Source organism: Planctobacterium marinum (assembly GCF_036322805.1).
GTDB classification, from domain to species: Bacteria; Pseudomonadota; Gammaproteobacteria; order Enterobacterales; family Alteromonadaceae; genus Planctobacterium; species Planctobacterium marinum_A.
In genome coordinates this window covers 1,703,143-1,728,116 of the sequence record NZ_AP027272.1, presented here as the reverse complement: position 1 = coordinate 1,728,116, position 24,974 = coordinate 1,703,143, and the positions used below count along the sequence as shown (strand labels likewise).

Sequence of the window (24,974 nt, the reverse complement as noted above, 5' to 3'; positions counted from 1 at the left end):
AAATTCTGAAAATTAGAAAAACACCGAGCACGGCTGTGCTCATCTAGCAATTACTGCGAAACTATCACAAAAAGCGCTGCAATGCTTTTTCAGGTTGATATTAGTTAGATCAGAATCTAACGTTCGCCAGAAACACTGCTTAGCTGCGGGAATTTGGGACGCATTTGCGTGAAAAAAGCCTGGGCTCGCTGTAACCCTTCCTCAATATCTTCTGAAATATCAATTGCAGGACCGAATACCAACTCTTTGGCCTTGTAGTCTAATCCCACCAGAAATACCGGGATCTGTGCCTGATGGGCCATTTGCAGAAATCCTGTTTTCCATTTGTCAACACGACGACGAGTTCCCTCTGGCGCCAAAGCAACAATGAGATCCGGTTGAGATTTAAAACGCGCCACCATTTGCTCCACAACACCATGGCGCCTGGAACGGTCCACCGGAATACCCCCTAACCCTTTGAGTAATCCCGCGAAAGGCCAGATAAAAATAGAGGCTTTCATCATAAAGCCCATTTTAACGCGCAAGCAAAAATAAGCCGCCAGACTGATGACAAAATCCCAATTGCTGGTATGGGGGGCGATTGCCATAATATATTGTCTTTGTTCAGGTAACTGGCCACGGAAACGCCAGCCCATTACTTTCAGAAAAAGCACCCCCAACCACCAGGTGATTGGGTTTTTCCGTGGCGTATGGCTTGCGGGAATAGCGGGAATTTGTAAACTGCGCACGATACCTGTTTGGATATTGAATGATTTGATAGCAAAATTCTGTCTTATTCAATTCACCTTGTCACCCGTTTTGAGTTAAATAATGTGTATTTTGTTTATTGCCGTAAAACAGCATCCTAAATTTCCGCTTATCATTGCCGCCAATCGGGATGAGTTCTACCAACGCCCCACTCTTGAAAGTGGCTACTGGCCAGATTTTCCGCATTTGCTGGGCGGCAAGGATTTAGAGGCCGGCGGCACCTGGATGGGTGTGACAAAACAAGGCTACGTTAGTGCCCTGACTAATATACGCGCCCCACACCTGAACCGGGACAATGCCCAAAGTCGAGGCCAGCTGGTATTAGACTATCTGACCAAACCGACATTAAGAGCAAGTTATGTTCAGCAGCTACATCGGACTCGCTCAGTGTTCAATGGCTACAATCTGCTCTTCGGAAAATGGCACGATTTAGCCGTCTACAATAATCACGAAGACTCACTGCAGTTTCTGGACAACGGCTTTTATGGTTTGTCCAATGCCAATTTAAACAGTCCCTGGCCAAAGATTAACAAGGGTGTACAGGCACTGAAACACTATTGTGAACAGATGAATCAAGTAGAGCCGGAGATCTTGCTCGAATTAATGCGCAATGAAGACAAAGCAGAAGATCATCTGCTGCCTAAAACCGGTGTACCGGAAATCTGGGAAAAACAGTTGTCTTCCATTTTCATTAATACCCAAGGTTACGGTACCAGAACCTCTACTATTTTTTGGATTGACGACAACAGCGAAGCCTTTTGGTACGAGCGCACATTTAATGAAAAGGCGGAAATTACCGGCGATATTAAACAGCAGTTTTCAATTTGTGGAAATTAGCGTTTTAAAAATCGTTTTTTTCAGCCACTAAAGGCGCTCAGGTACTCGTAATGCGCCGCTAAAATGTTCATAATAGCGGCCATTGAGCACCGCGAATCAGGTGCGATTACCATTAGTGACTGAGGAAAAACATGTTCGAAGTATTACCCGCCTTACCCGCAGACCCAATTTTGGGATTATCAGCAGCGTTCAAAGAAGACACTAATCCTAAAAAGATTGATTTAGGTGTGGGTGTTTACAAAGACGAAAACGGCAATACTCCGATTCTGGAATCGGTAATCAAGGCACAGCGATTACTTCTCGACTCAGAAACCACCAAAACTTACATCGCACCGCAAGGTGTAGCTGGTTTCCTGACAGGAATGAAAGCACTGCTGTTTGGTGCAAGTCATCCAGCCGTTACTGAAGATCGCATTACTGCGGTACAAACACCCGGTGGTACCGGTGCTTTGCGCCTGCTTGCTGAACTGATTGCACGAGGCAATCCGGACGCTACCGTTTGGGTGAGTGACCCTACGTGGGCTAACCACATTCCTATTTTCGAAACTGCGGGTTTGCGTATTGAAAAGTATCCTTACTTCGACAAAGCAAGTCGCGGTATTCGTTTTGACGCCATGATGGAAACCCTTAATTCCGTTAAAAAGAATGACATAGTGCTATTGCATGGTTGCTGCCATAACCCCACCGGACAGGACCTGAATCAAACACAATGGCAAGCCGTTTTAGAAGCAGCACAAAAAACAGGCTTCATCCCTTTTATAGACGTGGCATATCAAGGATTTGGCGATGGTCTTGACGAAGACGCTTATGGCATCAGACTGCTGTCAGAAAACTTACCAGAGATGATTTTGTCTGCTTCATGCTCCAAAAACTTTGGTCTGTACCGGGAAAGAACAGGTATGGCCTGTGTGGTGACCAATAGCAATGCAACTCGTCAGAGCTTGCAAACCCAAATTCAGAGTGTCGCCAGAGCGAATTACTCCATGCCGCCTTCATGGGGAGCCGCTATTGTTGATATTATCCTCAACGATGAGCAACTCAAAGCATTGTGGCAATCTGAGGTGACCGACATGCGCACGCGCATGAAATCACTCAGAGCTATGCTGGTGCAAAAACTGAAAGACAAAGGTGCCAGTATGGATTTTGATTTTGTAAATTCGCAAAAAGGTATGTTTTCATTTTTGTGCATCTCACCAGAGCAAGTAAAGAAAATGCGCGCTGACAGTGCCGTATATTTTGTGGATTCCAGTCGCGTCAATATTGCCGGTATATCGCAAAGTAATGTAGACGACCTTGCAGAAGCCCTGGTCAAAATTTTGTAACATCACTAAGCCCGGTTTACCGGGCTTTTTTTTGTATCAGGTTTTTCAAGAACGGCTTGTTATACCAGTTATTTAGAGGATATACAGTTGCAAACCGTCACCGCCGAATCATGGAGTCACCTTCACGAGCTGCTTTTTGCGGGTTCATGGAATGATGAAATCTCGCGTTATCGAAGTCCTTATGCCTTTCGCGGCCAACCCTCTGAAAAGTTTGATTTGAAAACCTCGTTGATGCGCTTGGGCGGTGAGTTTCAACCTTTGGAAAAACATCTACTGCGCAACTTCAGAAAATACGGCCATGATAATTTCGATACGACCAATGTCATCTGGCACTGGCTGACAATCGCCCAACATCACGGCTTGCCAACCAGGATGTTAGACTGGACCTGCTCCCCTCTTCTTGCCATGCACTTTGCCACTGCTGACATTGATTATGCCGAGCAAGATGGCATCATCTGGAAGGTCAATTATCACGACTCCTATACCAATTCCGACAAACATTTACTCACCTCAGTGGGAAATGAAAAGCATTTAGACAAGGCGGATGTTTGAAGGTCTAGTGGGCCTCGATAACTGCTCCTGCGTTATTCTAATCACCTACATCCATGTAGGGATAAATCAAAAACATCCAACACAGTATAAATGCTTTTCAGCCCCATCGAAGACGCGCCACAGAAACATTATTTCTTTGTTACCAACATGGATGTTGGTAAGGGGCGAGAGCAGGATGCGTTGAGCTTTGTGCGAAGTTCATAAGACCACCAGTATTCTCTCATTCGCACGCCTCGAACTAATGTCTCTGAGGCTGCGCTGAGTGTGCAAATATTTATTGGAATTGGTATTAAAACAATTTCCCAAAAAAATGCGGGACTGTTTGGATAATGAAGGCGGCAATGTCTTCACCCTGGAAATGTTGGAGTCTTTGGTAAAAGACCTGGACGAATTCGATTTAATGAGTAAAGAGGAGTTCTTCATTTTTTATGAACCCCCTTCTACTGACGCGCGCATTGTAAACCAGCATGCGCTTTTTTCTGTAGCCTCAGGTGCGCACTTATTGCTGGATGATTTATTGGAAAAGCACGCTATCGAAAACCTCGCCATAGTCATTCCAAAAGAGATCAAATGGGAAGTGAGGAATAAATTGGATCAATCAAACATTACTGAACGGGTCTTGTTTCCGGGCCTTGACGGGTTAAGTGCGTGGCTTAAACGCCACTACAGCCCCACCTTGCAAAAATAGTCTTTGGGGTAAGCTCATGCTACACTGAAGAAGTTATTGGAGACGTAATCATGAATGGTCGAAACAACAACACCGGGCTCCCTGCTAATTTACGAAGAGGTATGGAACAGTCCACTGGCCACAATATGGCGGATGTTAGAGTGCAAACAAATTCTGCTCAACCTCGACAGATGCAAGCCCAAGCCTATACCCAAGGTAGTAATTTGCATCTCAGTTCTGGTCAGGCACAACACCTGCCTCATGAAATGACACATGTACAACAGCAACGTCAGGGTAGAGTGCAAGCCACTAACGGTGCTGCTAATCTGCAAAATAAAGGACGCAGATAAAATCCTTCCATTATCATGGTGACTGAAATTTCCCTTGAGGATGCGCTTGCCCTTAAAAACTGTATTCCAGAAATGCGACAAACCTCCACGGTTGATGAATTACAAGCACGAGTGGGTAATAATTATCTCAGCCTCGGATACCTCGAAGATAATCAGCTTGTGGCTTTTAAATTGGGTTACGCGCTAAACCAGCATACCTTTTACAGTTGGTTAGGGGCTGTCGCACCTGAGTTTCGGGGTAAAGGCATTGCCAAAATGCTGTTGCAAGTACAGGAAAAATGGTGTCGGGAAAATAAATTCGACACCATTGAGGTTAAATCCATGAATCAATTCAAGCCTATGCTGAGCATGCTGCTGAATAACGGATACAACATTACTGGTTTCACCAAAGGTAATTCAGTTACCGAACATAAAATTCACTTTTCAAAACAACTATCTTTGAACAGTTTGAGCTAAACTTGGATAGTATCCTCCTCAATTTGGCAAGCATCTGCTACAAACAAAACGTGGCCTGCATCCTTTTTAACCAAAAGTAGTATTGTTTTCCCCCCCTGAATATTGATAATGCCAACCTAAATGATTTTGGGTATATTCATCATCAACTTGAGTCAGCACTACTACATGCTAAGCAATAAATTAATAATTTGGGGCATATTAAGTTTGTTCATCGCAACTTACCCATGTGTCGCTGACGATTATCGGGATACAGCAAAGCCAATCGCAACGTTGAAATTTGATATTTCAGGCTCCAGTGCGTGGTACCCTTATTTCATTCCAGATGCTGAACACCCGGGTATTGTGGCTGAGTTAGTCAGCGCCGTGCTGGCCAGAGCTAATATTCTCGGCGTACCTACTGAGCTCCCTCCCAAGAGAACCCTAATGGCACTGGAGAAGGGTGAATTGGATTTTGATGTTACCAGCCCCAGCTGGTTTGCTGGGCATAAAATCCCTGAGGGATTTGTGATCAGTGAAGGTTTGATAGAGATTCGAGAATATCTGGTTACCCTGCCTGAAAACCAACATCTTTTCAGTACACTCGACCAGATGCATCACCAGCAGATAGGTACAGTACGGGGCTACCTTTACAACAACGATGCTATGTTTGAACGCGTCGATTTTAATTCTGAATATCAGCTAATTAAAGCATTGCAAATCGGTCGCATTCAGGCAGTCATCATGGGGGATCTGCCCGCCAGTTATTGGGCAGAGCAAATTGGGATCAACATAGCCTATGGCGCACAGCACTCCGAGGGAGACTTGCACTTTCGGCTAAGAGAAGAACACGCCCATTTACTGGCGCCAATAAATAAAGCTATTGATAATTTAAAAAACGAGGGAAAAGTAGAACAAATCACCTCTCACTACATAAAACATACAGAACAAAATAGCAGTAGTAAATTAGTGAACCCTTCCCTTCTGGCTAATTAACGCTAAAAATCCAACTTTTTAGCTTTTTACGCTTGTCTATCAGCACACAAAAAGTAACATACGATATCCGGTTACCCTGTAACCCTGAAAACCTCTTGTCACTATCAAAGTGACGTAACTAAATTCTTGATTGGAGATTTGAATGGCACACGCCGCCGTCGTAGATGTACTCAGTGGAAAGTACAACGCAGGAGACACAATTGTCGTGAAAGGTTGGGTTCGCACTCGTCGCGATTCCAAAGCTGGTTTATCCTTTGTTGCAGTGCATGATGGCAGCTGCTTTGACCCTGTGCAGGTCATTGCATTAAATACCCTGAATAATTACGCTGATGTGCAAAAACTTACAGCAGGTTGCTCTGTTTCCGTATCTGGTGTCCTTAAAAAGTCTGAAGGCGCAGGACAAGCGCTGGAAGTTGAAGCCTCAGAAGTTGAGGTTTTGGGCTGGGTGGAAAACCCAGACACATATCCAATGGCCGCCAAACGCCACAGTATTGAGTTTTTGCGTGAACACGCCCACTTGAGAGCAAGAACCAATGTTATAGGTGCCGTAACCCGGGTGAGAAACTGCTTATCTCAAGCAATTCACCGATTCTTCCACGAGCGCGGTTACTACTGGATCAGTACGCCAATTATCACCGCGAGTGATACTGAAGGTGCAGGTGAAATGTTCAGGGTATCAACCTTAGATATGATGAATTTACCGCGTAACGACAAGGGCGATGTTGATTATTCACAAGACTTTTTCGGCAATGAAGCATTTCTGACCGTTTCAGGTCAATTAAATGTAGAAACCTACTGCTGTGCACTTTCTAAGGTGTATACCTTTGGTCCGACATTCAGAGCTGAAAACTCCAACACCAGCAGACATCTGGCGGAATTCTGGATGATTGAGCCGGAAGTAGCCTTTGCCGACCTTGCCGATATTGCTCAGCTGTCAGAAGACATGTTGAAATACGTATTCAAAGCAGTGCTAGAAGAACGCGCTGATGATATGGCATTCTTCGCACAGCGCATCAACAAAGAAGCGGTTAGCCGTCTGGAAAAGGTCATAGAACAAGACTTCGTTCGCATGGACTACACAGATGCCATTGAAATTTTGAAAAACTGCGGTAAAAAATTCGAGTTCCCTGTGGAATGGGGTATTGATCTCGCCTCAGAACACGAGAGATACCTGGCAGAAGAGCATGTAGGCGCTCCCATCATCATGCAAAACTACCCTAAGGATATCAAAGCGTTTTACATGCGCATGAATCCTGATGGCAAGACCGTTGCTGCAATGGATGTATTGGCACCAGGCATTGGTGAAATCATCGGTGGCTCGCAAAGAGAGGAACGTCTGGACGTGCTCGACCAGCGCATGGAAGAAATGGAACTGGTGAAAGAAGACTATAGCTGGTATCGCGATTTAAGACGATACGGCTCAGTGCCTCACTCTGGATTTGGCCTCGGATTTGAAAGGCTGGTAGCTTATGTCACCGGTATGCAAAATGTCAGGGATGTCATTCCTTTTCCCAGAACTCCCGGCAACGCAGAATACTAGTACCCTCTTTTCTCAGGCACCTATACTGGTGCCTGAACTTTATCTTCATAAGACTCAAATTTTTTTAGCCACTCGATCAAACTAAGCCTTACTTGTTCATCACTATTTTGACACTGTATGTATAAGATAATCATCCACTTAGGTGTAAGAATATGACTATAAACCAGGTATAAATTTCACTCTTAATATTCCACGAATATTATTTTCAATGACTCTCAATGGTGAATGTGACAAATATGTACTTTGTTAGGCTTAAAAACGTCTGCATCATACCGCGCTCCAGAAGAGAATGAGAGAAGTTATCATTCCCAATAAACGCTGTTTTAATGGTATTCGGATCATTAATCCCCCCGGAAGCCTCCAAAATGTAAACGCTTCAAAAAAAAATCAAACTATTTTCTTTTTTATTTCATACACTTATTAAACTTTAGTGGTCTTTTTTAGGCATGTTAATCTCGTCCCACAAAATATTTTTTACCATTACATCACTGAAAGAGTGAATTCCATGATTCCAATTTAATCTTTAATAGATGGGGTGTTAAAAGATGATTATTACAGGTACTGATTTACGCATCATGCGCTTGAGAGCAGGTAAGACTACAGTTCAAATGGCAGAATTTGCTGGCGTTAAAACACGTAAAACTTATGAGAACTGGGAAAAAAACGTAGGTTCACCTAGCATGAACCAATTCTTGGCAATGTCTATGGCGTGCGGATTCAAACCTGCGGAATTAATCAAAATGTACATTGAACGTGATAACAGCGATTCAGAAATTGATTTAATGTCTGCTTCTGAAAGCGCCTGATAATTTGTTGTCTGGGCCTGCGGGCCCAGAATAGTGTCGTCACTTTGGTCCATTACTATCTACGAGGCTTACTCTCTGTAATCGCCTTGCTTCTAGCTTTATCATCAGCTTCTAACCAACTTTTGATGAGCACTGCTATGCGCTTCGAATCTTCTTCAGCAAACTGAACTAATGTATTTGATACGGTGGGCTTATTGTTGACCTTAGTCTTGTGACGTTTGAAAAAACCCATAAATCCTCCCGCGCCTTTGTTGTCAGAGCTAGCATTATTTTTCGCTTTAGACTTGTCAAAATTCATCTGGATACCCCTTCTGACTTCAGGACTCCTTATCCAGTGTAGTCAATTTTTGCGCGCCTGAATATCGATTGCCCTTGCCCCCCTATTTAACTGGTATATTTTTCTCATTTTGGTTTGTAAATACCTAAATGTTTCGTTATAAATCACCGTAGATTGGCTGATAACCCTAAGGTGTGTGCACATGGATGCAATAGAATTACTTGTAAACCGACAGTCGCAACCTCGCTTGAAAGAGCCAGCGCCTTGCGGAGAGGCACTGGCGAACATCAAAAGAGCTGCCCTCAGAGCTCCTGACCATGCATCACTCAAGCCTTGGCAATTCATAGTTTGTGAAGGTAATGGCCGAAAGAAACTTGGCGATCTACTCGAGCAAGCAGCTATCGCCAGTGATATGAGTGACAGGGACATCGAAAGAGCCCCCGAATTACCTCTCAGGGCTCCTATGGTGATTATTACCATTATGAAATACAAGGAGCACCACAAAGTACCTTGGGTTGAACAGGTAGCCGCTGCAGCGAGCGCCATGAGCGCAATGCAGATGGCTGCGGTGGCACAAGGCTTTCAAGGGATTTGGCGCACTGGCGCTTACGCTCAGGACGAAAATCTGAAGTCGGCGCTATATTTGGAAGAACAGGACGAAATTATGGGTTTTTTATATCTCGGTACACCGAGTGTTGAAAACGTTGAAAAGCGAATCAGCGATTTGGACGAATATTTTGAGCACTGGAATTAAAAATGAGTAATGGCTGATAGCGCATCAGCCATTACTCCCTATTGTCATATTACTCGGGCTCTTGCTGAATGAAATCCATATCAGCCCATTCTTCTTCAACAAAAGCTAAACTCTTACCGGCGGTATTCGCCTGATCCACCATTTCCATGCGTGTTAGCACAGGGGCGGCAAGGGGCACATCTGTAGATTGACGCCCGAACTGAATGCGCTCTATCAATTCATCACTACTGCGCAATATGTATTGGAGTTGGGTAGAAGGCCTTCTCACTGCGACATCGGCCTTACCATCACCATCATAATCCGCAACAATAGGTACGTCTTGCGATTGTCGACCGAAGTTAATACGCTGAATTTCACCGTCTGAACTATTCAGGATATAGAAAAATTGATTTGAAGCGCGCCGCACTGCCAGATCCGCTTTACCATCACCATCATAATCGGCTGGGACGGGAATATCGTCTTGATCTCTGCCAAATACAATACGGTCTATCTCACCATCCGAGGAACGCAGAATATACCAGGTAAAGTTCGATGGTCTCCTGACAGCCACATCATCAATACCATCGCCATCGTAATCTGCAGGCACAGGGATATCAGCTTCCTGTAAACCAAAATTAATGCGCTGGATCTCACCATCACTGGAATTCAATATGTACCAAAACTGATTAGAAGCCCGTCGAACAGCAACGTCCGTGATCCCATCACCATCATAATCAGCCGGAACGGGAATATCAGCGGCGTTACGACCGAATTGAATACGCTGAATCTCACCATCGGAGCTATTCTTAATGTACCAAAAGAAAGAGGAAGGCCTTCTGACAGCGATATCTGCGATACCGTCACCATCAAAATCCCCAGAAACTGGGATGTCTGCACTATTTTTACCGAATACATGTCGCTGGATTTCACCATCAGATGAATTACTGATGTACTGAAAATAACTAGAAGGTCTGCGCACACCAACATCAGCTAATCCGTCACCATCATAATCGTAAGCTACAAAATTACTTGGCTCCACCGGATCAACAGTGTCCTCTTCAGCCACGCTAATCACCTGCTCAATACAGGCAGGAGAAGTATCATCACCAGTTTGCAGAAAATCGTTATTCGCTGGTTGAGAACAAGCATAAAGGGTCACACTCCCCTCCACTTCAGGTGCCTGCCACTGAAACGAGAAAGTAGCCGTATTGCTGGAAGCAGATTGCGGCGTCATATGACTCAATTTGCCGTCATCCACCAGTTGTGCATCACCTGCGATCAAAAAGGCGTTACTGTCAGATAACTCCGCCTGAAATCCTGCAACAGCGGAGGTAACACTTGAGGGAGCACTGAAGCTTAAGACTAAACTGACATCGTTTACACTGCCGGGCGTAACCTCTGTGTCTCCGGAAAAAGCCAAAGAAGACTTGAAATCCTGTCCCGATGAGTGACACCCAGATTGAGCACAGGTCATGCCCTGTAAACCTGTGGCAGTTTCACCACCATCGATACCAAATCGATTGGCTTGGGCCTGCCCCATTGCTAACAAAGTCGAAGCAGCCAACGAAAAAGCAATAAACACGCGAGAGGAACGCCGTTTAGTAGCTGTGAATTTAATCGTCATAGAATAGATTCCTTACAGACAAAAAAGTGTTTTGTCAGATTGAGCGTAACAACAGTGTGGCAATTGTTGCTGCACTTTTCAAAAGGAAATTTAGTGATTTGTGAACTGTTTCCGCTTAGACACAGTTCCTCAACAATAAATTAGCAAGGCACACAAACGTGCCTTGCTCATCATTTAGATGACAGCAGCGAGCTCTGCTCCCTGACGAATAGCCCTCTTGGCATCAAGCTCTGCTGCAACATCGGCACCACCAATGATATGCACGGTAGCGTCAGACAGCTGGGCTAACTCTGCGTGGAAAGCTTTGTAAGGCTCTTGTCCGGCACATACAATTACCGTATCGACAGCCAAAAGCATTGGCTTTTCGTCAATGGTAATGTGTAACCCGGCGTCGTCTATTCGGTCATAAGTCACACCGGGCATCATCTTAACGCCTTTTTGTTGTAATGACGTTCTATGGATCCAGCCCGTAGTTTTACCCAGTCCCTTACCCACTTTCGATGTTTTTCGTTGCAACAAATAAATTTCTTTATTACAAGGAGGATGTTCTGGCTCAGTAAGCGCACCACGTTCTTTGTAGTCTTTATCTATGCCCCAATTTTTAAGCCATTTTTCCGGATCAACGGTTAGCGAGTGTTCCTCAGCAATAAACTCGGCTACATCGAAACCGATACCGCCGGCACCAATGATAGCCACTTTTTGTCCGACGGGCTTATTATCGCGCAACACATCCAGATAGGTCATGACTTTCTCATGCTCAATTCCCTCTATGGCCAGCTGCCTTGGTCGAATTCCCGTGGCCAACACCACTTCATTGAAACCGCCTTTGGCAATGCTTTCGGCTGATTGAGGACTATTAAGGTGCACATGCACCCCGGCATCTTTGAGACGATTATCGAAATAACGCAATGTCTCATAAAACTCTTCTTTGCCAGGAATGCGTTTTGCGTAGTTAAACTGCCCACCAATAATGCTCGCCTGATCAAACAGATGTACTTCGTGACCGCGCTCTGCTGCATAGCAGGAAAATGCCAAACCAGCTGGACCGGCACCGACAACAGCAATCTTTTTCTTGTGATTGGTTAACGGGAAATTGAGCTCTGTTTCATATCCCGCGCGCGGATTTACCAGACAGGAGGCTCTTTTGCGCTGAAAGACATGGTCCAGACAGGCCTGATTGCAGGCAATACAAGTGTTTATGCGATCCGCCTTGCCCTCTTGTGCCTTTTTCACAAAATCAGAATCAGCTAAAAATGGACGCGCCATGGACACCATATCTGCCTGACCACTGGCCAGAATCTGTTCAGCCACTTCAGGGGTATTAATTCGGTTAGTGGTGATCAAGGGAATAGAGACTTCCCCTTTCAAACGTTCTGTAACCCAGGTAAACGCAGCTCTTGGTACAGACGTGGAAATTGTTGGTACACGCGCTTCATGCCAACCTATGCCAGTATTGATGATAGTAGCGCCCGCTTCCTCTATCATTTTAGCCAGGGCCACCACTTCCTGCCAATTACTGCCGCCTTCCACCAAATCCAACATGGAGAGTCGGAAGATTATGATAAAGTCGGTACCCACATGCTCACGTACGGACTTAACTGTCTCCACAGCGAAGCGTGCGCGATTCTCGAAAGAACCACCCCATTCATCATCTCTGTGATTAGTTCTCGGACACAGGAACTGATTTATCAAATACCCTTCAGAGCCCATGACCTCTACGCCATCATAGCCCGCATGTTTAGCCATCAAGGCGCTTTGGCCATAATCTTTAATGGTTTGTCTGACACCGCGTGCAGACAACGCTTTAGGCTTAAACTGGTTAATAGGCGCTTTCAGCGCTGAAGGCGCCACGGCAAAGGGATGGTAAGCGTAACGTCCGGTATGGAGTATTTGCATACAAATTTTGCCGCCCTGCTCATGCACCGCTTGAGTAATTTGCTGGTGCTTTTTAGCGTGACTCTTTTTAGTCATGCGAGCGGCAAAGGGCATAACCCACCCCTGATAATTTGGTGCGATACCGCCAGTCACAATCAAGCCAACACCGCCCGCGGCCCTCTCTGCGTAAAAAGCTGCCATTTTTTCATGGCCGCCTTTCTCCTCTTCGAGGCCAATGTGCATTGAGCCCATTAAAGTACGATTTTTTAATGTCGTGAACCCCAAATCAAGCGGTTCAAATAAGTGAGGGTAATGAGGATTTTTATTCATAACTAACTGGTCTTACCTGTTTTTATTCTCAGTGTAACGATTTTGCTTCTGTACACAACATAAAAAATTACATTTCTGGCTGTGTTATTGGTCTGAGTTTAGGTACGATTATAGACAGTTGTAAGAATATGAGAGAATTATGTCTGCAGATAAGAGTTGGACAAAATCGTTTTTCAAAGGGATTTGGTCGCTATTAAATTTTCTACGCAATTTGGTGTTTAACCTTGTTTTCATCGGGATCGTGGTGTTTATCATTGCCGCAATAGTGTCCCAAGATGACAAGATCAGCGTACCAAAGAACTCCGCGTTTGTTTTAAACCTGTATGGTGATGTGGTGATTCAAAAACAAAGCGTGGATCCATTCGACGAGTTTATGCGTGAAGCTTTCGACCAACGGGATGACAATCCCGAAGTGTTGTTGCAAGACGTTCTGCTAACCATCGAAAATGCCAGAGAAGACAGCCGTATTAGTGCCATGGTGCTAGATCTTCATGGTCTTGGCAGCGCCGGTATGGATAAACTCAAGCAGATTGCTTTAGCCATTGAAGATTTTAAAGGTTCAGGTAAGCCTGTTTATGCTGTAGGCGATTACTATTCACAAGGCCAATACTACCTGGCCAGCCACGCTGATCACGTATATCTCAACCCCATGGGCTTCATGTTTCTGGATGGCTTTGGACGCTATCAAACCTACTTCAAGTCAGCGTTAGAAAAGCTTAAGGCAAAAACTCACGTTTTCAGAGTGGGTACCTTCAAGTCTGCGGTTGAACCCGTGCTGCGTGATGACATGTCAGAAGAAGCGAAGGAAGCGAATCAGGCGTGGTTAACAAGCCTCTGGAATCAGTATAAAGCCGATGTGGCCGAGGCCAGAGGTTTTAGTGTTGAAAACTTCGATGAGCGCATCGATGCCTTTATGGAAAAGTTTGAACAGGCAAATGGTAACTTTGCTCAGTACGCTTTGGACAACAATTGGGTTGATGCGCTTAAAACTCGTGAAGAAGTATTACTGGAAATTACTCAAGTTGCTGATAAAGATGCGTCGAAAAGAGGTTATAACAACATCAGTTTTAGTGACTATCTGCAACTGGTTAAACCTAATCCGATGCTGATGAATAACGGCACCGACAAAGTGGGTATCGTGGTGGCCAAAGGCACCATCTTAGACGGCTCCCAAAAAGCAGGGACCATTGGTGGAGACAGCACCGCAAGATTGCTGCGTAAAGCCCGGGAAGATGACAGTATTAAAGCGGTGGTATTACAGGTAGATTCCCCGGGAGGTAGTGCGTTTGCGTCTGAGATTATCCGTCAAGAAGTCAAATTGCTGCAAGAGGCTGGTAAACCTGTAGTGGCATCCATGAGTTCAATGGCGGCATCTGGTGGCTATTGGATCTCCGCAAATGCTGATGAAATCTGGGCGGCTCCTTCCACTATTACTGGTTCAATTGGTATCTTCGGCATGTTTATGACCTATGAAGACACCCTTGCTTGGCTTGGTATTAATAGTGATGGGGTTGGCACCACGGAGTTTACTGGCGCCTTTTCCGCAGCCAGGACCCTCAACCCTCAAATCGGAAATATTTTCCAGCGCAGTATTGAACATGGCTATGATCAGTTTATTACGCTAGTGGCTGACGCCCGGAATATGACACCTGAGCGGGTGGATGAAGTGGCGCAAGGCAGAGTCTGGATAGGTGAAACAGCACAGCAGCTCGGTCTGGTAGATAAACTGGGTTACCTGAACGATGCCGTAAAAGCTGCGGCAGCGCTTGCAGAAATGGACAGCTACGACACTCAATACGTTGAGCGAACACTTTCACCTGAAGAACTTTTCTGGAAGGAATTCTTCGGTGGCGCTTCCTCTATTATCGGTAAAGCCATCCAGATAGACAGCGATCACCGATTGATGCAGATGGTACAAGAACTGGTTGCCGATTACGAAGATATCGCCAAGTTGAACGATCCTCGTGGTATTTATGCATTGTGCATGATGTGTGATTTTTAAGTCTAAAAAGGACAAAATCTACTCACAATCAAGCAAGAAGAAAAAAATACGCTAATGCTGTAAAAAATGTTAAATAAATACACCAACTGGTGATAATATAGACAGCGTTAACGTATTATCTATTCTCTTTTACCGGGCAGTGACGCCCGGTTTTTTATGTCTGGATCAAGCGATAATATAACGTCTGAGCCCGCATAAATCTTTTTGTTTCCCCACTTAAAATGTCATACTGTGCACAAATTCACAAGGCCATAAAACCGCACAGAAATGCAAAAGAAGAAAATATATGTCGCCTACACAGGCGGTACGATTGGCATGCGCCCATCAGATAAGGGATATGTTCCAGTCAAAGGCTTTTTAGCCGCAACTGTGGAGAAAATGCCGGAATTCTATCGACCAGAAATGCCCGAATTCGTCATTCACGAATACGATTCCCTCATCGACTCATCAGATATGGATCCCTCTCATTGGATGCAGATCGCCAAAGATATTGAGGCAAATTACCAACAGTTTGATGGCTTCATTATTCTGCATGGCACTGACACTATGGCTTTTACGGCTTCAGCTCTGTCTTTTATGATGGATGACCTAGATAAGCCCGTCATTGTTACAGGCTCTCAAATCCCGTTGGCAGAGTTGCGCTCAGACGGGCAAACCAATCTATTAAATGCTCTGTATATCGCTGCTAACTATCCTATTCCAGAAGTTTCCTTGTTCTTCAACAATAAGCTATTACGAGGTAATCGCAGTCGTAAAACCGATGCCGATGGCTTCGATGCATTTACCTCGCCTAACTATCCAGCTTTATTGCAAGCAGGAATAAACATTGAATTGGTAGCAGGCAGTGTGTCACTACCCAAAGGCAATCGTTTAAAGATAAACGAAGTTGTGCCGCAGCCTGTTGGCGTTATTACCCTTTATCCGGGCATTAGTGACAAGGTCATCAGAAACACGCTGATGCAGCCGGTAAAAGCACTGATTTTGTTGAGCTATGGCGTTGGCAATGCACCGCAGAGTGAAGGCATTTTAAATGAGCTAAGAAATGCTTGTGAGCAAGAAATTATGGTAGTTAATTGCACTCAATGTATGCACGGCAAAGTGAACATGGAAGGTTATGCAACCGGAAAATCATTACAACAAGTGGGTGTCGTATCTGGAATGGATATGACACCGGAAGCGGCTTTGGCAAAATTACACTATTTATTGAGTCAGGGGTTAGATTTTGATGTTGCTCGAAAAGTTATGAGCAGCGATATCAAAGGAGAGTTAAGTCATTAGTTTATTGTCCGGGACTCACTTTAATAGTGCATCCCGGTCAATTATCTCGTTAAGATCATGCTAATTTAAAAACAAAACCTTAATACGTGCTAATAAAGCCTCGTCAGATTCACTCAGATTGCCAAGAGTGATCCAGCTGCGCAGAATCTCATCCGGGTCGAGATTTACGCCATCCTGAAGCTTCAAGGTCATCAATTGCAACTGCATTTGCTTGCGCAATTCAGCGTCATCCGAAGGTGAGCTTTTATCTAACAACAACTCTAATAACAGGGTCAACTGATGTCGGTCAAATTGCCCTAAATCGTGCTCTGTTACGTTCGCAGTATGGAACGCCTGGCGCCAATAATTGGGTAATTCAGCAGCTGCGTCTGGGGCATTGGAGCCTTGCCATTGTTGCATTACATCAAACACCGCCTGATATTGCTCATGGCGTTGACTATCACCGAGATACAGCAATTTCTCTTCCAGTTTTGCTTTTAATTGTTGCGCATATTGGAAAGCATCTGCGTTAAGCTTGCGAGGCAAGGCTTGCAGCTCTTGTAAAGCTGGACTCAGTTGCAGTTCAATGAACTCAGTGATTTCTGACTTTTTAGCGCTATCTAAAACCGCGCCTGCCGTTGTTTTCAATTGCTTGTGCAAATCCGCGATACGCTGGGTCGCAGCATTATTTTCTGCGTTTATTGCAGTTTCCCTTTTGGCGAAAATTTTGTCATTGATACTGCGGAAATCCACCCACAATTTGTTCTCCAGGCGCTGTCCGGCAAATTCAATTTTCTTCCACTGTTCCTGAAGCTTTTTGGCGCTATTAGTAGCCTCTTTCCAGTCCTCGATATGCAATAGAGCCTCGGCCTTTTGCAACAGACCTTGTTTAACTTCCGCGTTATCTTGGTAGAATTGGTTGACCCGCTGTTTTATTGGCTCAACGGTTTGCTTGTACTCTTGGTTTAAAGAATCCAGCTCTTTGTAATCTACCGCACCAATGTTTTTCCAGTCAGCCTGAAATTGTCTCAGTGTCTTACTTAACTCCGGGACATTTTCTTTAGGAACCTCCGCTAACGCCTGTAGCAACGCTTTTTTGGCATTGAGGTTTTGCAATCGTTCTTGTTCCTGAACGGCATAAAACTCACGACAAGGCTTAAAAGCTTCCTCACAAGCCAGATCAAAGGCTTTGTTCAGCAATTTATCGGTTTCAGTATCAACAACCCCCAGAGAGTTCCACTCTTTACGCAGCGCTTTCACTCGCTCTGCCTGGTCTTCTGGCTCAATTGGGTTGAGAACCAGTTGCTCAATTTCTTTTAACAGTTCAGGCTTTTTAGGGGTCGCAACATAAGCCTGCCAATCCTTCAGGTTTTCGATTTGCTCTTTAACCTTTTCAAACTGGCGCGACATTTTCGCTTGTTGATTTTCAGGTAACAGTAAAAACTCAGCTTTTACTTGCTCATAGTGGCGCAGCGCCTGTTTAAACCTTCCCTGCTCTATGGTGCGGCTAATGCCATTGAGTCGTCCGCGTATACGAGACACCTTGTCATGCAGCGTATTACGCAACTCTTTAATGGCTTTACGCCATTGAGTAGAACTCTCTTGCCAACGATTTTGCAACGCTTTCGGCCAAATAGAACGATAACCGGAAGACAAATCTTTCCAACGAGAGGCAGTTTCGTCCAGGTGGGCTTGTGCCGCATCAATTTGACTGATGTCATCGGGTGTTTTTAGATTTTGAAATTGGGTTAACAATTCTTCAGCTTGCATCAATGCCTGTTGTAAAGCAGGTAAAGCATCCAAACTGGTGCGACTACTCAATAATTGATTAATCAGCTTTTCAATACCACGACGTTCAGCATCACTTAAATTGGCTGCCAGCATCTTATCAAGATCTTGTTCTGCCAGACTGATTTTTTCGTTAAAAGACTCAAGCTCACCTAGAGTGATTTCTGCAGCGTGACCACCTAATGCCTGCTCCACAACGGAAAGGACTTGCTCACAACGCTCTGTTGCTTCTTTCAACGCGGCACTGGTACGAGCCAGCGCCTGCTCTTCGTCCCATTCACCTTGTAAGCGTTGTGCTTTGTTTTCGAGCTTTTGTTCAATATCTGTGTATTTGTGAATAAACGATTCTGCTAACTCGGGATTTAGCAGTTCAAAATCCCCCTTTAACACTGCAAATTTTTGCTGCAATTCATCACGCGTCTGAGCAAACTTTTCGTATTCTTGCTCTTCAGTCAGGGCCAACAATTTTGACAGCACCAATGTAGTGTCTTTTTCTAATTGTTTTGGCTTTTCTCTCTCTGTTTGTATCGCCTCAATCCGTTGTTGCGCCTGTTGGGTCAACGCTTCGTCTTTTGACTTTTTAGCGATTCTCAACAGCTCACTTTCATCCTTAACATCTTCAAACAGCGATTGTTGCAGCGCTTTATTGGCAGTGTTAAGCATTGTTCTTAGGGTCAATTGCGGCTTGTTCAATCGCTTGATTACGGCTAAGTACAAAGCCGTATCAGATTCGTCAATGGCCTGTTTTTGTAATAACACTTCCAATAAGGAATTGTTCTTACACTCTTTGATAAACGCTGTTCTGGCCTGTTGTGAAATCGCTACATCATTAGTTCCCAACAAAGCTTCTTCAACTTTCTTACGCGCGTGCTTCGCAATGCGCTCATCTTTGGCAATTTCCACCATTTTCCACCAAAGATCGAAATTGTTGAGCTTGTTAAGAGCGGCAACACTGACACGACTATCGCTGTCATTAAAGGCTAATTCGTGTAATACCGACTTGTGTTGTGACTCTTCAGCGCTCAACGTATCTATGGCCTGAATGCGAATAAGTGGGTCTTTGTGCTTGTATTTTGGTTGGAAAAGTTTACTAAAAATCATCTTGGCTGAACCGGGCAATGTCTTGCTGAGGATTGAATTGTTCTTTTAATTCACGTTTCGATAAATGCACTATTTCACCGTGCTCGTTAACTGTCATGTGCTCTTTGCTGGCCATTACTCTGGACTGGTACATAATAATGGCTTGCATACAGGTTTCTTGCTGCTGCGTGCTCAAAGGCTCACCATCGAGCCACTTTCCTGTCTCTACAGATTGTCGAAGTCGTTCATATATTTCAGGCGTCATTGCCTGTAAGAGGCTCTCTGGTGTCATCTATTTACTTTACTCTAACGATTGGCGCGCTTGGCTATTACCATACGAATACGGTTGATGATATACCAGAAAAAACCAATACTCGAAATTGACATGGCGATGTACCATTCAGCTTCAGAAGGATCAACGCCGCCCCAATACATATAGGCAAAACCAGCAACAAAAAGGATAACTGCTGCCGCAGCCTGGGTATTAATTGATTGAATTTTTAAATACTGTTTGTGGCGCAATTTTCGTTCTGTGTCATCTTCAGACATACCACTTTTAGAGAAGCCACAGTGAGGACAAGACTGTGCACGACTGGATATCTTTTTGTTGCATGACATGCAATTGACGATAGACATTAATTAATACAGCTCCAAATTAATTTTCTTACTTTTATCAAAAACAGACATATAAAAAGGCGCGGACTTAGCCGCGCTTTGAATTATTTCGACTGCTGCTCTTTTTCAAAGTCCTGCCAATATTTATCAACAGTTTCTCGCATCTCCTTACGCAACATCAAAATACCGAACAGGTTGGGCAAGGTCATTACGACAATAGCGACATAAGACAGATACCAAATCAAAGTGGTGTCTGAGAAAGAGGCCCAAAAGAAGCCCGCTACGTAAAACACCCGATATGGCATAATTGAGCGCGGCCCTAGCAGATAGGTCATCGCCCTGTCACCGTAATAAGACCAGGAAATTGCCGTAGAGAAGGCAAAAAGCAACAACCCAATAGACACGATATACTGGCCATACTCCCCAAAGAAACCGCGAGTAAAGGCTTTAGTGGTCAGAGTCGCAGAGTGGATCAAGGATTTACCCGTCACCACAATGTTTTGTTTCACTAACTTACCATCCACAACTTCCAACGTGCCCGTGTAGGGGTCGTCGTTGCTGCTTAACGTAAAACGAACATCTTCGGCAATAGAACGAGCGTTAATGATAGTAAAGTCTTTACCTAGCGCTTTACCTGAAACCACTTCTATCTTACCAGTATAAGATTCAACAGAATGCTCACCATCTTCGTTTAGGTACTTGTACAATTCGAGTTTGTTGGACTCGTTATTTTGCTCGTATTGCCCCGCCAAAATAACCATATCGGTACGGTCAAACTGATTCTCAAACTTCTCGTTCCAGACACCGGAAGACAAAATAACCAAACCGGTCAATGTACAAATAATGATGGTATCAATGAAAGGTTCCAAAATTGACACCATACCCTCTGATACAGGCTCGTGCGCTTTAGCAGAAGCGTGAGCAATAGGCGCTGACCCCTGACCAGCTTCGTTAGAAAATAAACCTCTGTTCACACCACGGTTAAAGGCGTATGCGAAACTCGCCCCCAAGAAACCACCCACTGCAGCAGAGCCCGTGAAGGCATATTCGAAAATAGAGACAAATGAAGGACCGATGTTTTCTATGTTGTAAAAAATTACGGCTAAAGCACCCACAATATAAAGTCCGGCCATGAAAGGCACGATCTTTGAAGTTACTGCGGCGATACGTTTAATTCCGCCCAAGATAACCAGCGCCAGCAACACTGCCAATACAGCACCCGTTAAAATAGGCTCAATACCAAAGGTAGCTTCCATACTGGTGGAGATACCATTGATCTGAGGCAAAGAACCTGTGCCAAAGGAGCTGATAACAGTAGCAATGGCAAACCCCACCGCCAGCCACTTCATGTTTAAGCGACGATCCATAAAGTACATTGGACCACCCGCCATAGTGCCATCTTCAGTTTTGACGCGATACTTGTGGGATAAAGTAACCTCAACAAATTTAGTGGTCATACCCAAAAATGCAGTTACCCACATCCACAATAGTGCTGCAGGCCCGCCGAGGAAGATAGCCAAGGCAACACCGCTGATATTACCTGTGCCTACTGTACCTGATAAGGCAGTGGTCAACGCCTGAAAATGAGAGGTATCTCCCTCATCTCCTTTTCGATCATATTTACCTGAAACTACTTTAATGGCATGTTTAAAGTAACGTATCTGAGGAAACTTGAGATAGAGGGTAAAAAACAAACCCGTTCCTAGTAATACATACGGGAACCAGAATGAACTCCCGAGATAGCTGTCCAGCAGCAGTAAAAAATTTCCAAATGCTTCCAAAGGTTTGCCCTCTTACTTATTGTTCCGTTTTTATAGTTATGTATTTAGATTTATCTTAATTGTTGTTTGATATTGAAAATCGCCGTTAACATATCTTCGCCAAAACGCTTACTGCGTTCCGGGCTCCAGCCATATAGCGGATCAGGCAATTTATCATTGTCTTTGAACGGCATTTCAACAGTCAGCGCCAGGCAATTGAAATAACTGCCCACGGCATTGGATGCGACGGTCATATTGGCCTCACCCGGTGCATCTTTGGGATAGCCCTGCTCCACCTGAAACTCTGCCGTTACTGTCAGCAAGATCTCACTAAACTTCGCCTCCAGTTGTTCCATACGCTCATCGAATCCGGGGTTCCCCTCACAACCGGCTATGAAGTTGTATGGGATTGCTTCATCACCGTGAATATCGAGATAAAGATCGACACCCGTTTCGCGCATTTGGTTAAGCACATAAAACACTTCTGGTTCGCTAATTTCCTGTGGGTCGTGCCAAACGCGGTTGAGATTAACACCATTGGCATTGGTGCGCAGATGTCCTCGCGCAGAACCATCCGGGTTCATATTGGGGATAACGTAAAAAACGCAGCGCTCTAACAATGCCTGACACATTGCGTCGTCCTCGTTGAGCAGTCGCTCTAACATGCCTTCCACAAACCATTCGGCCATGGTCTCGCCGGGGTGTTGCCTGGCGGTTATCCAGACTTTGAGTTTTCCTTCGTCTTCTTCGCCAATGGTCAGCATTGTCATATCGCGACCATCCAGGGTATGGCCTAAAAATGCAGCATTGCAACTGGATTGTGCTTGTGCCCAGGCGACTAAATCCAGGTGTCGGTCGTAACTATATGGAGCAAAGTAGGCGAACCAGGTAAATTGATTCTCGGGAGTAAACTCAATGGTAAGTGTGCCTTCATCAAATTCGGAATCTACTCGAAACCAAGTCTCTCTATCGTAGGACGCAACCGCTTGATAACCGTCCCAAGCATCAGGATAAGCTGAGTCTTTTAACCCGGTAAGTTTAAGAGTGTGGGCCTGAAACGGCATAGTTTCCAGACAAAAGTGAAACCACTGGGCGAATTCAGAATTATTGTCTTTGTTTAACTGAAGTTCGATATCATCAGGTGCATCTTGTCGAATCACCTTGATATTGCCACTGTCAAAGTTGGCACTAATTCTCATTATAATTATTCCCGGAATTTAAACGCGGAATAATCTAGCACAAAAGCCTCCGCAAGCCCAAGTAAAACCGGGCTATAACTGCGGCACAATCGTTTATATCCGGGATAACCAATCATTTAGCTTAATACCAATGGAGGTATTAAGCCCGATGCTCTTAGCAACAATACTGCCCTGCTCATCCAACAAGTAATAACTTGGATAGCCTTGGATCTGAAATACATCACTGAGTTGCTGGTTACCCAACATCACAGGAGCCGTTACTTGATGGTTCTGGACAAACTCAGTCACAGCCTCAATTGAATCAAAATCCATCGCTACAGTAACCACCCGTAGCTTGTCATTTTCGACATTTTGTAAACTATCGATACTCAGCGCACAAACACGGCACCAGGGTGCCCAAAAATACACAAGAGTTCGCTGGCCGGGTTGAAACAGAGATTGCGTATCACCTTCAAGGGTGACAAGTGTCATGGGGGTTGCCATTTCACTGCCATCAGAGGGCAACATTTCTCGCGACTGCCAACGCGAGATGCCATAGATAACAAGTAGAAAGATCAACGCTTCCAGCGCCCAACGCATAGGTTTGCTTAATTTCATCTGGGTAAAGTACCAAATCTAGAAAGATAAATAACAAAAAACCCGGCAAGCCGGGTTTTTATTTCAAGCACTGTAAATTTGCTCTGTGATTACCAGTTAGGTACGTTCTCGAAAGACAAACCTGCCATTTTTTGTGCAACACGCACTACCTGGCAAGTGTAACCAAATTCGTTGTCATACCAAACGTACAAGGTTACGCGATCATCAGAAGTGATCGTCGCTTGTGAATCCACAACAGATGCGGCGCGTGAACCCACTAAATCCGTGGATACGATTTCAGTAGAAGCGGTGTAGTCAATTTGATCTTGCAGATCAGAGCGCAAAGCCGCTTCTTTCAGATACTCATTGATCTCTTCTTTGCTGGTTGGATTTTCCAGATTCAAATTCAAAATCGCCAGTGAAACGTTGGGAGTTGGAACGCGAATAGCGTTACCCGTCAGTTTCCCTGCCAATTTAGGATAGGCTTTAGACACGGCTTTAGCTGCACCAGTCTCAGTGATAACCATGTTCAGAGAAGCACTGCGACCACGGCGCTCAGCTTTGTGGAAGTTATCAATCAAGTTCTGGTCATTAGTGTATGAATGCACAGTTTCCACATGACCATTGCGAATACCGTATTTTTCGTCCAACGCTTTAAGTACCGGCGTAATTGCATTAGTGGTACATGAAGCGGCAGACATGATTTGGTCAGCGGCCTCGATATCGTCATGGTTTACGCCATAAACAATGTTTTTAATATCACCTTTGCCCGGTGCAGTTAGAAGAACTTTGGCAACCCCTTTAGACTCTAAATGCTTAGACAAACCATCTCTGTCACGCCAGACACCGGTATTGTCCACCACTAATGCGTTTTTGATACCGTATTGCTCGTAATCTACTTCTTCCGGGCTGTTGGCATAAATCACCTGGATAAACGAACCGTTGGCTTTAAGCGCATTACGCTCGTGATCAACGGTAATGCTACCATTGAATGGGCCGTGTACAGAATCACGACGTAATAAGCTGGCACGCTTTTCGAGGTCGCCGTCTTTACCGCCGCGCACAACTATAGCGCGTAACCGCAATTTATTATTCTTACCTTGTCTTTCGATTAGCAATCTGGCCATGATACGACCGATTCGACCGAAACCGTAGAGCACTACATCTTGCGGTGCGTGATTGTCTACGCAACCGGCAACACCTTCCAACTCACGAGTCAGATAGCCTTTCATATCAAGATCAGCAGCTCTTTCTTCGTGGAAGAAACCATAAGCAAGCTTGCCAATGTCAATCTTTGCCGGAGCCAACGTCATACCGGCCAAAGCTTCCAGCACAGCAAAGCTGTATCTAACTTTTAGTTTTTCTTCTTTGTGTAAACGAACGCTGCGATGTGCCTTGATAATATCAATGACACTGGCGCCCATCAGCGGCTTACCGAAAACGGTTATTTCAACAGCAAAATCACGGTACAGTTTGCCCATTAAAGGCAACATTTGTTCCGCGTATTCCTGACGTTCCTGCCAACTATCTAATAACGCCTGCTCTAACTGTTGATTCATTTTAGTCATTTACCTCGTGGTCATGAAAAAATCGCTATAACCGATTTCTT

23 protein-coding genes are annotated in these 24,974 nt (G+C 44.7%); 12 read left to right on the top strand and 11 right to left on the bottom strand.

Annotation, left to right across the window (positions count from 1 at the left end; genetic code table 11):
• Positions 1 to 116 precede the first annotated feature (116 nt).
• Positions 117 to 728 (bottom strand): 1-acyl-sn-glycerol-3-phosphate acyltransferase, encoded by a 612-nt coding sequence (locus AABA75_RS07680; protein ID WP_338292019.1) that lies wholly within the window; start codon positions 726 to 728, stop codon positions 117 to 119.
• An 82-nt stretch (positions 729 to 810) separates the two neighbouring features.
• Between AABA75_RS07680 and AABA75_RS07675 the strand changes: the two genes are divergently transcribed.
• From AABA75_RS07675 to AABA75_RS07635, 9 genes are all read left to right on the top strand, one after another.
• The gene (locus AABA75_RS07675; RefSeq protein ID WP_338292017.1) at positions 811 to 1,584 is read left to right on the top strand and encodes an NRDE family protein; all 774 of its coding nucleotides are present in this window, start codon (positions 811 to 813) and stop codon (positions 1,582 to 1,584) included.
• Between the two features lie 131 nt (positions 1,585 to 1,715).
• Positions 1,716 to 2,906: an aromatic amino acid transaminase gene (locus AABA75_RS07670; protein ID WP_338292016.1), complete on the top strand. Its 1,191-nt coding sequence runs from the start codon at positions 1,716 to 1,718 to the stop codon at positions 2,904 to 2,906.
• Between the two features lie 87 nt (positions 2,907 to 2,993).
• Positions 2,994 to 3,458, top strand: a complete 465-nt coding sequence (locus AABA75_RS07665; RefSeq protein WP_338292015.1) for an FRG domain-containing protein — start codon at positions 2,994 to 2,996, stop codon at positions 3,456 to 3,458.
• Positions 3,459 to 3,720: 262 nt separating this feature from the next.
• Positions 3,721 to 4,146, top strand: coding sequence for a hypothetical protein (locus tag AABA75_RS07660; RefSeq protein WP_338292014.1), 426 nt, complete (start codon positions 3,721 to 3,723; stop codon positions 4,144 to 4,146).
• A gap of 50 nt (positions 4,147 to 4,196) precedes the next feature.
• Positions 4,197 to 4,475, top strand: coding sequence for a DUF4157 domain-containing protein (locus AABA75_RS07655; RefSeq protein WP_338292012.1), 279 nt, complete (start codon positions 4,197 to 4,199; stop codon positions 4,473 to 4,475).
• Positions 4,476 to 4,490: 15 nt separating this feature from the next.
• Complete coding sequence (locus AABA75_RS07650; RefSeq protein WP_338292011.1) at positions 4,491 to 4,931, top strand: GNAT family N-acetyltransferase; 441 nt, start codon at positions 4,491 to 4,493, stop codon at positions 4,929 to 4,931.
• Positions 4,932 to 5,096: 165 nt separating this feature from the next.
• The gene (locus AABA75_RS07645; RefSeq protein WP_338292010.1) at positions 5,097 to 5,903 is read left to right on the top strand and encodes a transporter substrate-binding domain-containing protein; all 807 of its coding nucleotides are present in this window, start codon (positions 5,097 to 5,099) and stop codon (positions 5,901 to 5,903) included.
• Positions 5,904 to 6,045: 142 nt separating this feature from the next.
• On the top strand, positions 6,046 to 7,443 hold the full coding sequence (asnS, locus tag AABA75_RS07640) for an asparagine--tRNA ligase (RefSeq protein WP_338292009.1): 1,398 nt from the start codon (positions 6,046 to 6,048) through the stop codon (positions 7,441 to 7,443).
• A 545-nt stretch (positions 7,444 to 7,988) separates the two neighbouring features.
• Positions 7,989 to 8,249, top strand: a complete 261-nt coding sequence (locus AABA75_RS07635; protein ID WP_338292008.1) for a helix-turn-helix transcriptional regulator — start codon at positions 7,989 to 7,991, stop codon at positions 8,247 to 8,249.
• A gap of 55 nt (positions 8,250 to 8,304) precedes the next feature.
• On the opposite strand, the gene AABA75_RS07630 is transcribed toward AABA75_RS07635, so the two are convergent.
• Positions 8,305 to 8,547 (bottom strand): hypothetical protein, encoded by a 243-nt coding sequence (locus AABA75_RS07630; RefSeq protein WP_338292007.1) that lies wholly within the window; start codon positions 8,545 to 8,547, stop codon positions 8,305 to 8,307.
• Between the two features lie 181 nt (positions 8,548 to 8,728).
• Between AABA75_RS07630 and AABA75_RS07625 the strand changes: the two genes are divergently transcribed.
• Positions 8,729 to 9,280 (top strand): NAD(P)H nitroreductase, encoded by a 552-nt coding sequence (locus AABA75_RS07625; protein ID WP_338292005.1) that lies wholly within the window; start codon positions 8,729 to 8,731, stop codon positions 9,278 to 9,280.
• Between the two features lie 49 nt (positions 9,281 to 9,329).
• Here the strand turns inward: AABA75_RS07625 and AABA75_RS07620 are convergent, their stop codons facing one another.
• Both AABA75_RS07620 and AABA75_RS07615 read right to left on the bottom strand, forming a co-directional pair.
• A complete protein-coding gene (locus AABA75_RS07620; protein ID WP_338292004.1) occupies positions 9,330 to 10,883 on the bottom strand; it encodes an FG-GAP-like repeat-containing protein in 1,554 nt (517 codons plus the stop codon).
• A 174-nt stretch (positions 10,884 to 11,057) separates the two neighbouring features.
• Positions 11,058 to 13,088: an NADPH-dependent 2,4-dienoyl-CoA reductase gene (locus tag AABA75_RS07615; protein ID WP_338292002.1), complete on the bottom strand. Its 2,031-nt coding sequence runs from the start codon at positions 13,086 to 13,088 to the stop codon at positions 11,058 to 11,060.
• Positions 13,089 to 13,227: 139 nt separating this feature from the next.
• On the opposite strand from AABA75_RS07615, the gene sppA reads away from it, so the two are divergent.
• Both sppA and ansA read left to right on the top strand, forming a co-directional pair.
• A complete protein-coding gene (sppA, locus tag AABA75_RS07610; protein ID WP_338292001.1) occupies positions 13,228 to 15,090 on the top strand; it encodes a signal peptide peptidase SppA in 1,863 nt (620 codons plus the stop codon).
• A 267-nt stretch (positions 15,091 to 15,357) separates the two neighbouring features.
• On the top strand, positions 15,358 to 16,368 hold the full coding sequence (gene ansA / locus AABA75_RS07605) for an asparaginase (protein WP_338292000.1): 1,011 nt from the start codon (positions 15,358 to 15,360) through the stop codon (positions 16,366 to 16,368).
• Between the two features lie 60 nt (positions 16,369 to 16,428).
• Here the strand turns inward: ansA and AABA75_RS07600 are convergent, their stop codons facing one another.
• The 7 genes from AABA75_RS07600 to AABA75_RS07570 form a co-directional block, all read right to left on the bottom strand.
• Positions 16,429 to 19,236 (bottom strand): DUF349 domain-containing protein, encoded by a 2,808-nt coding sequence (locus AABA75_RS07600; protein WP_338291999.1) that lies wholly within the window; start codon positions 19,234 to 19,236, stop codon positions 16,429 to 16,431.
• Positions 19,226 to 19,507 carry a YeaC family protein gene (locus AABA75_RS07595; protein ID WP_338291998.1) on the bottom strand — a complete coding sequence of 94 codons (282 nt, stop codon included), beginning with the start codon at positions 19,505 to 19,507 and terminating at the stop codon, positions 19,226 to 19,228. Before AABA75_RS07595 ends, AABA75_RS07600 begins: the two co-directional genes overlap by 11 nt.
• Before the next feature lie 14 nt (positions 19,508 to 19,521).
• Positions 19,522 to 19,764, bottom strand: coding sequence for a hypothetical protein (locus AABA75_RS07590; protein ID WP_338291997.1), 243 nt, complete (start codon positions 19,762 to 19,764; stop codon positions 19,522 to 19,524).
• A gap of 170 nt (positions 19,765 to 19,934) precedes the next feature.
• Positions 19,935 to 21,611: an alanine/glycine:cation symporter family protein gene (locus tag AABA75_RS07585; RefSeq protein ID WP_338291996.1), complete on the bottom strand. Its 1,677-nt coding sequence runs from the start codon at positions 21,609 to 21,611 to the stop codon at positions 19,935 to 19,937.
• 50 nt (positions 21,612 to 21,661) lie between these two features.
• Positions 21,662 to 22,789, bottom strand: a complete 1,128-nt coding sequence (locus AABA75_RS07580) for a M14 family metallopeptidase (RefSeq protein ID WP_338291994.1) — start codon at positions 22,787 to 22,789, stop codon at positions 21,662 to 21,664.
• Between the two features lie 93 nt (positions 22,790 to 22,882).
• On the bottom strand, positions 22,883 to 23,386 hold the full coding sequence (locus AABA75_RS07575) for a TlpA disulfide reductase family protein (RefSeq protein ID WP_338291992.1): 504 nt from the start codon (positions 23,384 to 23,386) through the stop codon (positions 22,883 to 22,885).
• An 89-nt stretch (positions 23,387 to 23,475) separates the two neighbouring features.
• Positions 23,476 to 24,924 (bottom strand): glyceraldehyde-3-phosphate dehydrogenase, encoded by a 1,449-nt coding sequence (locus AABA75_RS07570; protein WP_338294819.1) that lies wholly within the window; start codon positions 24,922 to 24,924, stop codon positions 23,476 to 23,478.
• Between the last annotated feature and the right edge of the window lie 50 nt (positions 24,925 to 24,974).

Coding starts and splice junctions, on each gene's coding strand:
- sppA (WP_338292001.1), top strand. CDS start 13,228: ATGTCTGCAGATAAGAGTTGGACAAAATCGTTTTTCAAAGGGATTTGG.
- AABA75_RS07575 (WP_338291992.1), bottom strand. CDS start 23,386: ATGAAATTAAGCAAACCTATGCGTTGGGCGCTGGAAGCGTTGATCTTT.
- AABA75_RS07655 (WP_338292012.1), top strand. CDS start 4,197: ATGAATGGTCGAAACAACAACACCGGGCTCCCTGCTAATTTACGAAGA.
- AABA75_RS07650 (WP_338292011.1), top strand. CDS start 4,491: ATGGTGACTGAAATTTCCCTTGAGGATGCGCTTGCCCTTAAAAACTGT.
- AABA75_RS07645 (WP_338292010.1), top strand. CDS start 5,097: ATGCTAAGCAATAAATTAATAATTTGGGGCATATTAAGTTTGTTCATC.
- AABA75_RS07595 (WP_338291998.1), bottom strand. CDS start 19,507: ATGACACCAGAGAGCCTCTTACAGGCAATGACGCCTGAAATATATGAA.
- AABA75_RS07620 (WP_338292004.1), bottom strand. CDS start 10,883: ATGACGATTAAATTCACAGCTACTAAACGGCGTTCCTCTCGCGTGTTT.
- AABA75_RS07635 (WP_338292008.1), top strand. CDS start 7,989: ATGATTATTACAGGTACTGATTTACGCATCATGCGCTTGAGAGCAGGT.
- AABA75_RS07670 (WP_338292016.1), top strand. CDS start 1,716: ATGTTCGAAGTATTACCCGCCTTACCCGCAGACCCAATTTTGGGATTA.
- AABA75_RS07590 (WP_338291997.1), bottom strand. CDS start 19,764: ATGTCTGAAGATGACACAGAACGAAAATTGCGCCACAAACAGTATTTA.
- AABA75_RS07615 (WP_338292002.1), bottom strand. CDS start 13,088: ATGAATAAAAATCCTCATTACCCTCACTTATTTGAACCGCTTGATTTG.
- asnS (WP_338292009.1), top strand. CDS start 6,046: ATGGCACACGCCGCCGTCGTAGATGTACTCAGTGGAAAGTACAACGCA.
- AABA75_RS07625 (WP_338292005.1), top strand. CDS start 8,729: ATGGATGCAATAGAATTACTTGTAAACCGACAGTCGCAACCTCGCTTG.
- AABA75_RS07600 (WP_338291999.1), bottom strand. CDS start 19,236: ATGATTTTTAGTAAACTTTTCCAACCAAAATACAAGCACAAAGACCCA.
- AABA75_RS07580 (WP_338291994.1), bottom strand. CDS start 22,789: ATGAGAATTAGTGCCAACTTTGACAGTGGCAATATCAAGGTGATTCGA.
- AABA75_RS07570 (WP_338294819.1), bottom strand. CDS start 24,924: ATGAATCAACAGTTAGAGCAGGCGTTATTAGATAGTTGGCAGGAACGT.
- AABA75_RS07675 (WP_338292017.1), top strand. CDS start 811: ATGTGTATTTTGTTTATTGCCGTAAAACAGCATCCTAAATTTCCGCTT.
- AABA75_RS07630 (WP_338292007.1), bottom strand. CDS start 8,547: ATGAATTTTGACAAGTCTAAAGCGAAAAATAATGCTAGCTCTGACAAC.
- ansA (WP_338292000.1), top strand. CDS start 15,358: ATGCAAAAGAAGAAAATATATGTCGCCTACACAGGCGGTACGATTGGC.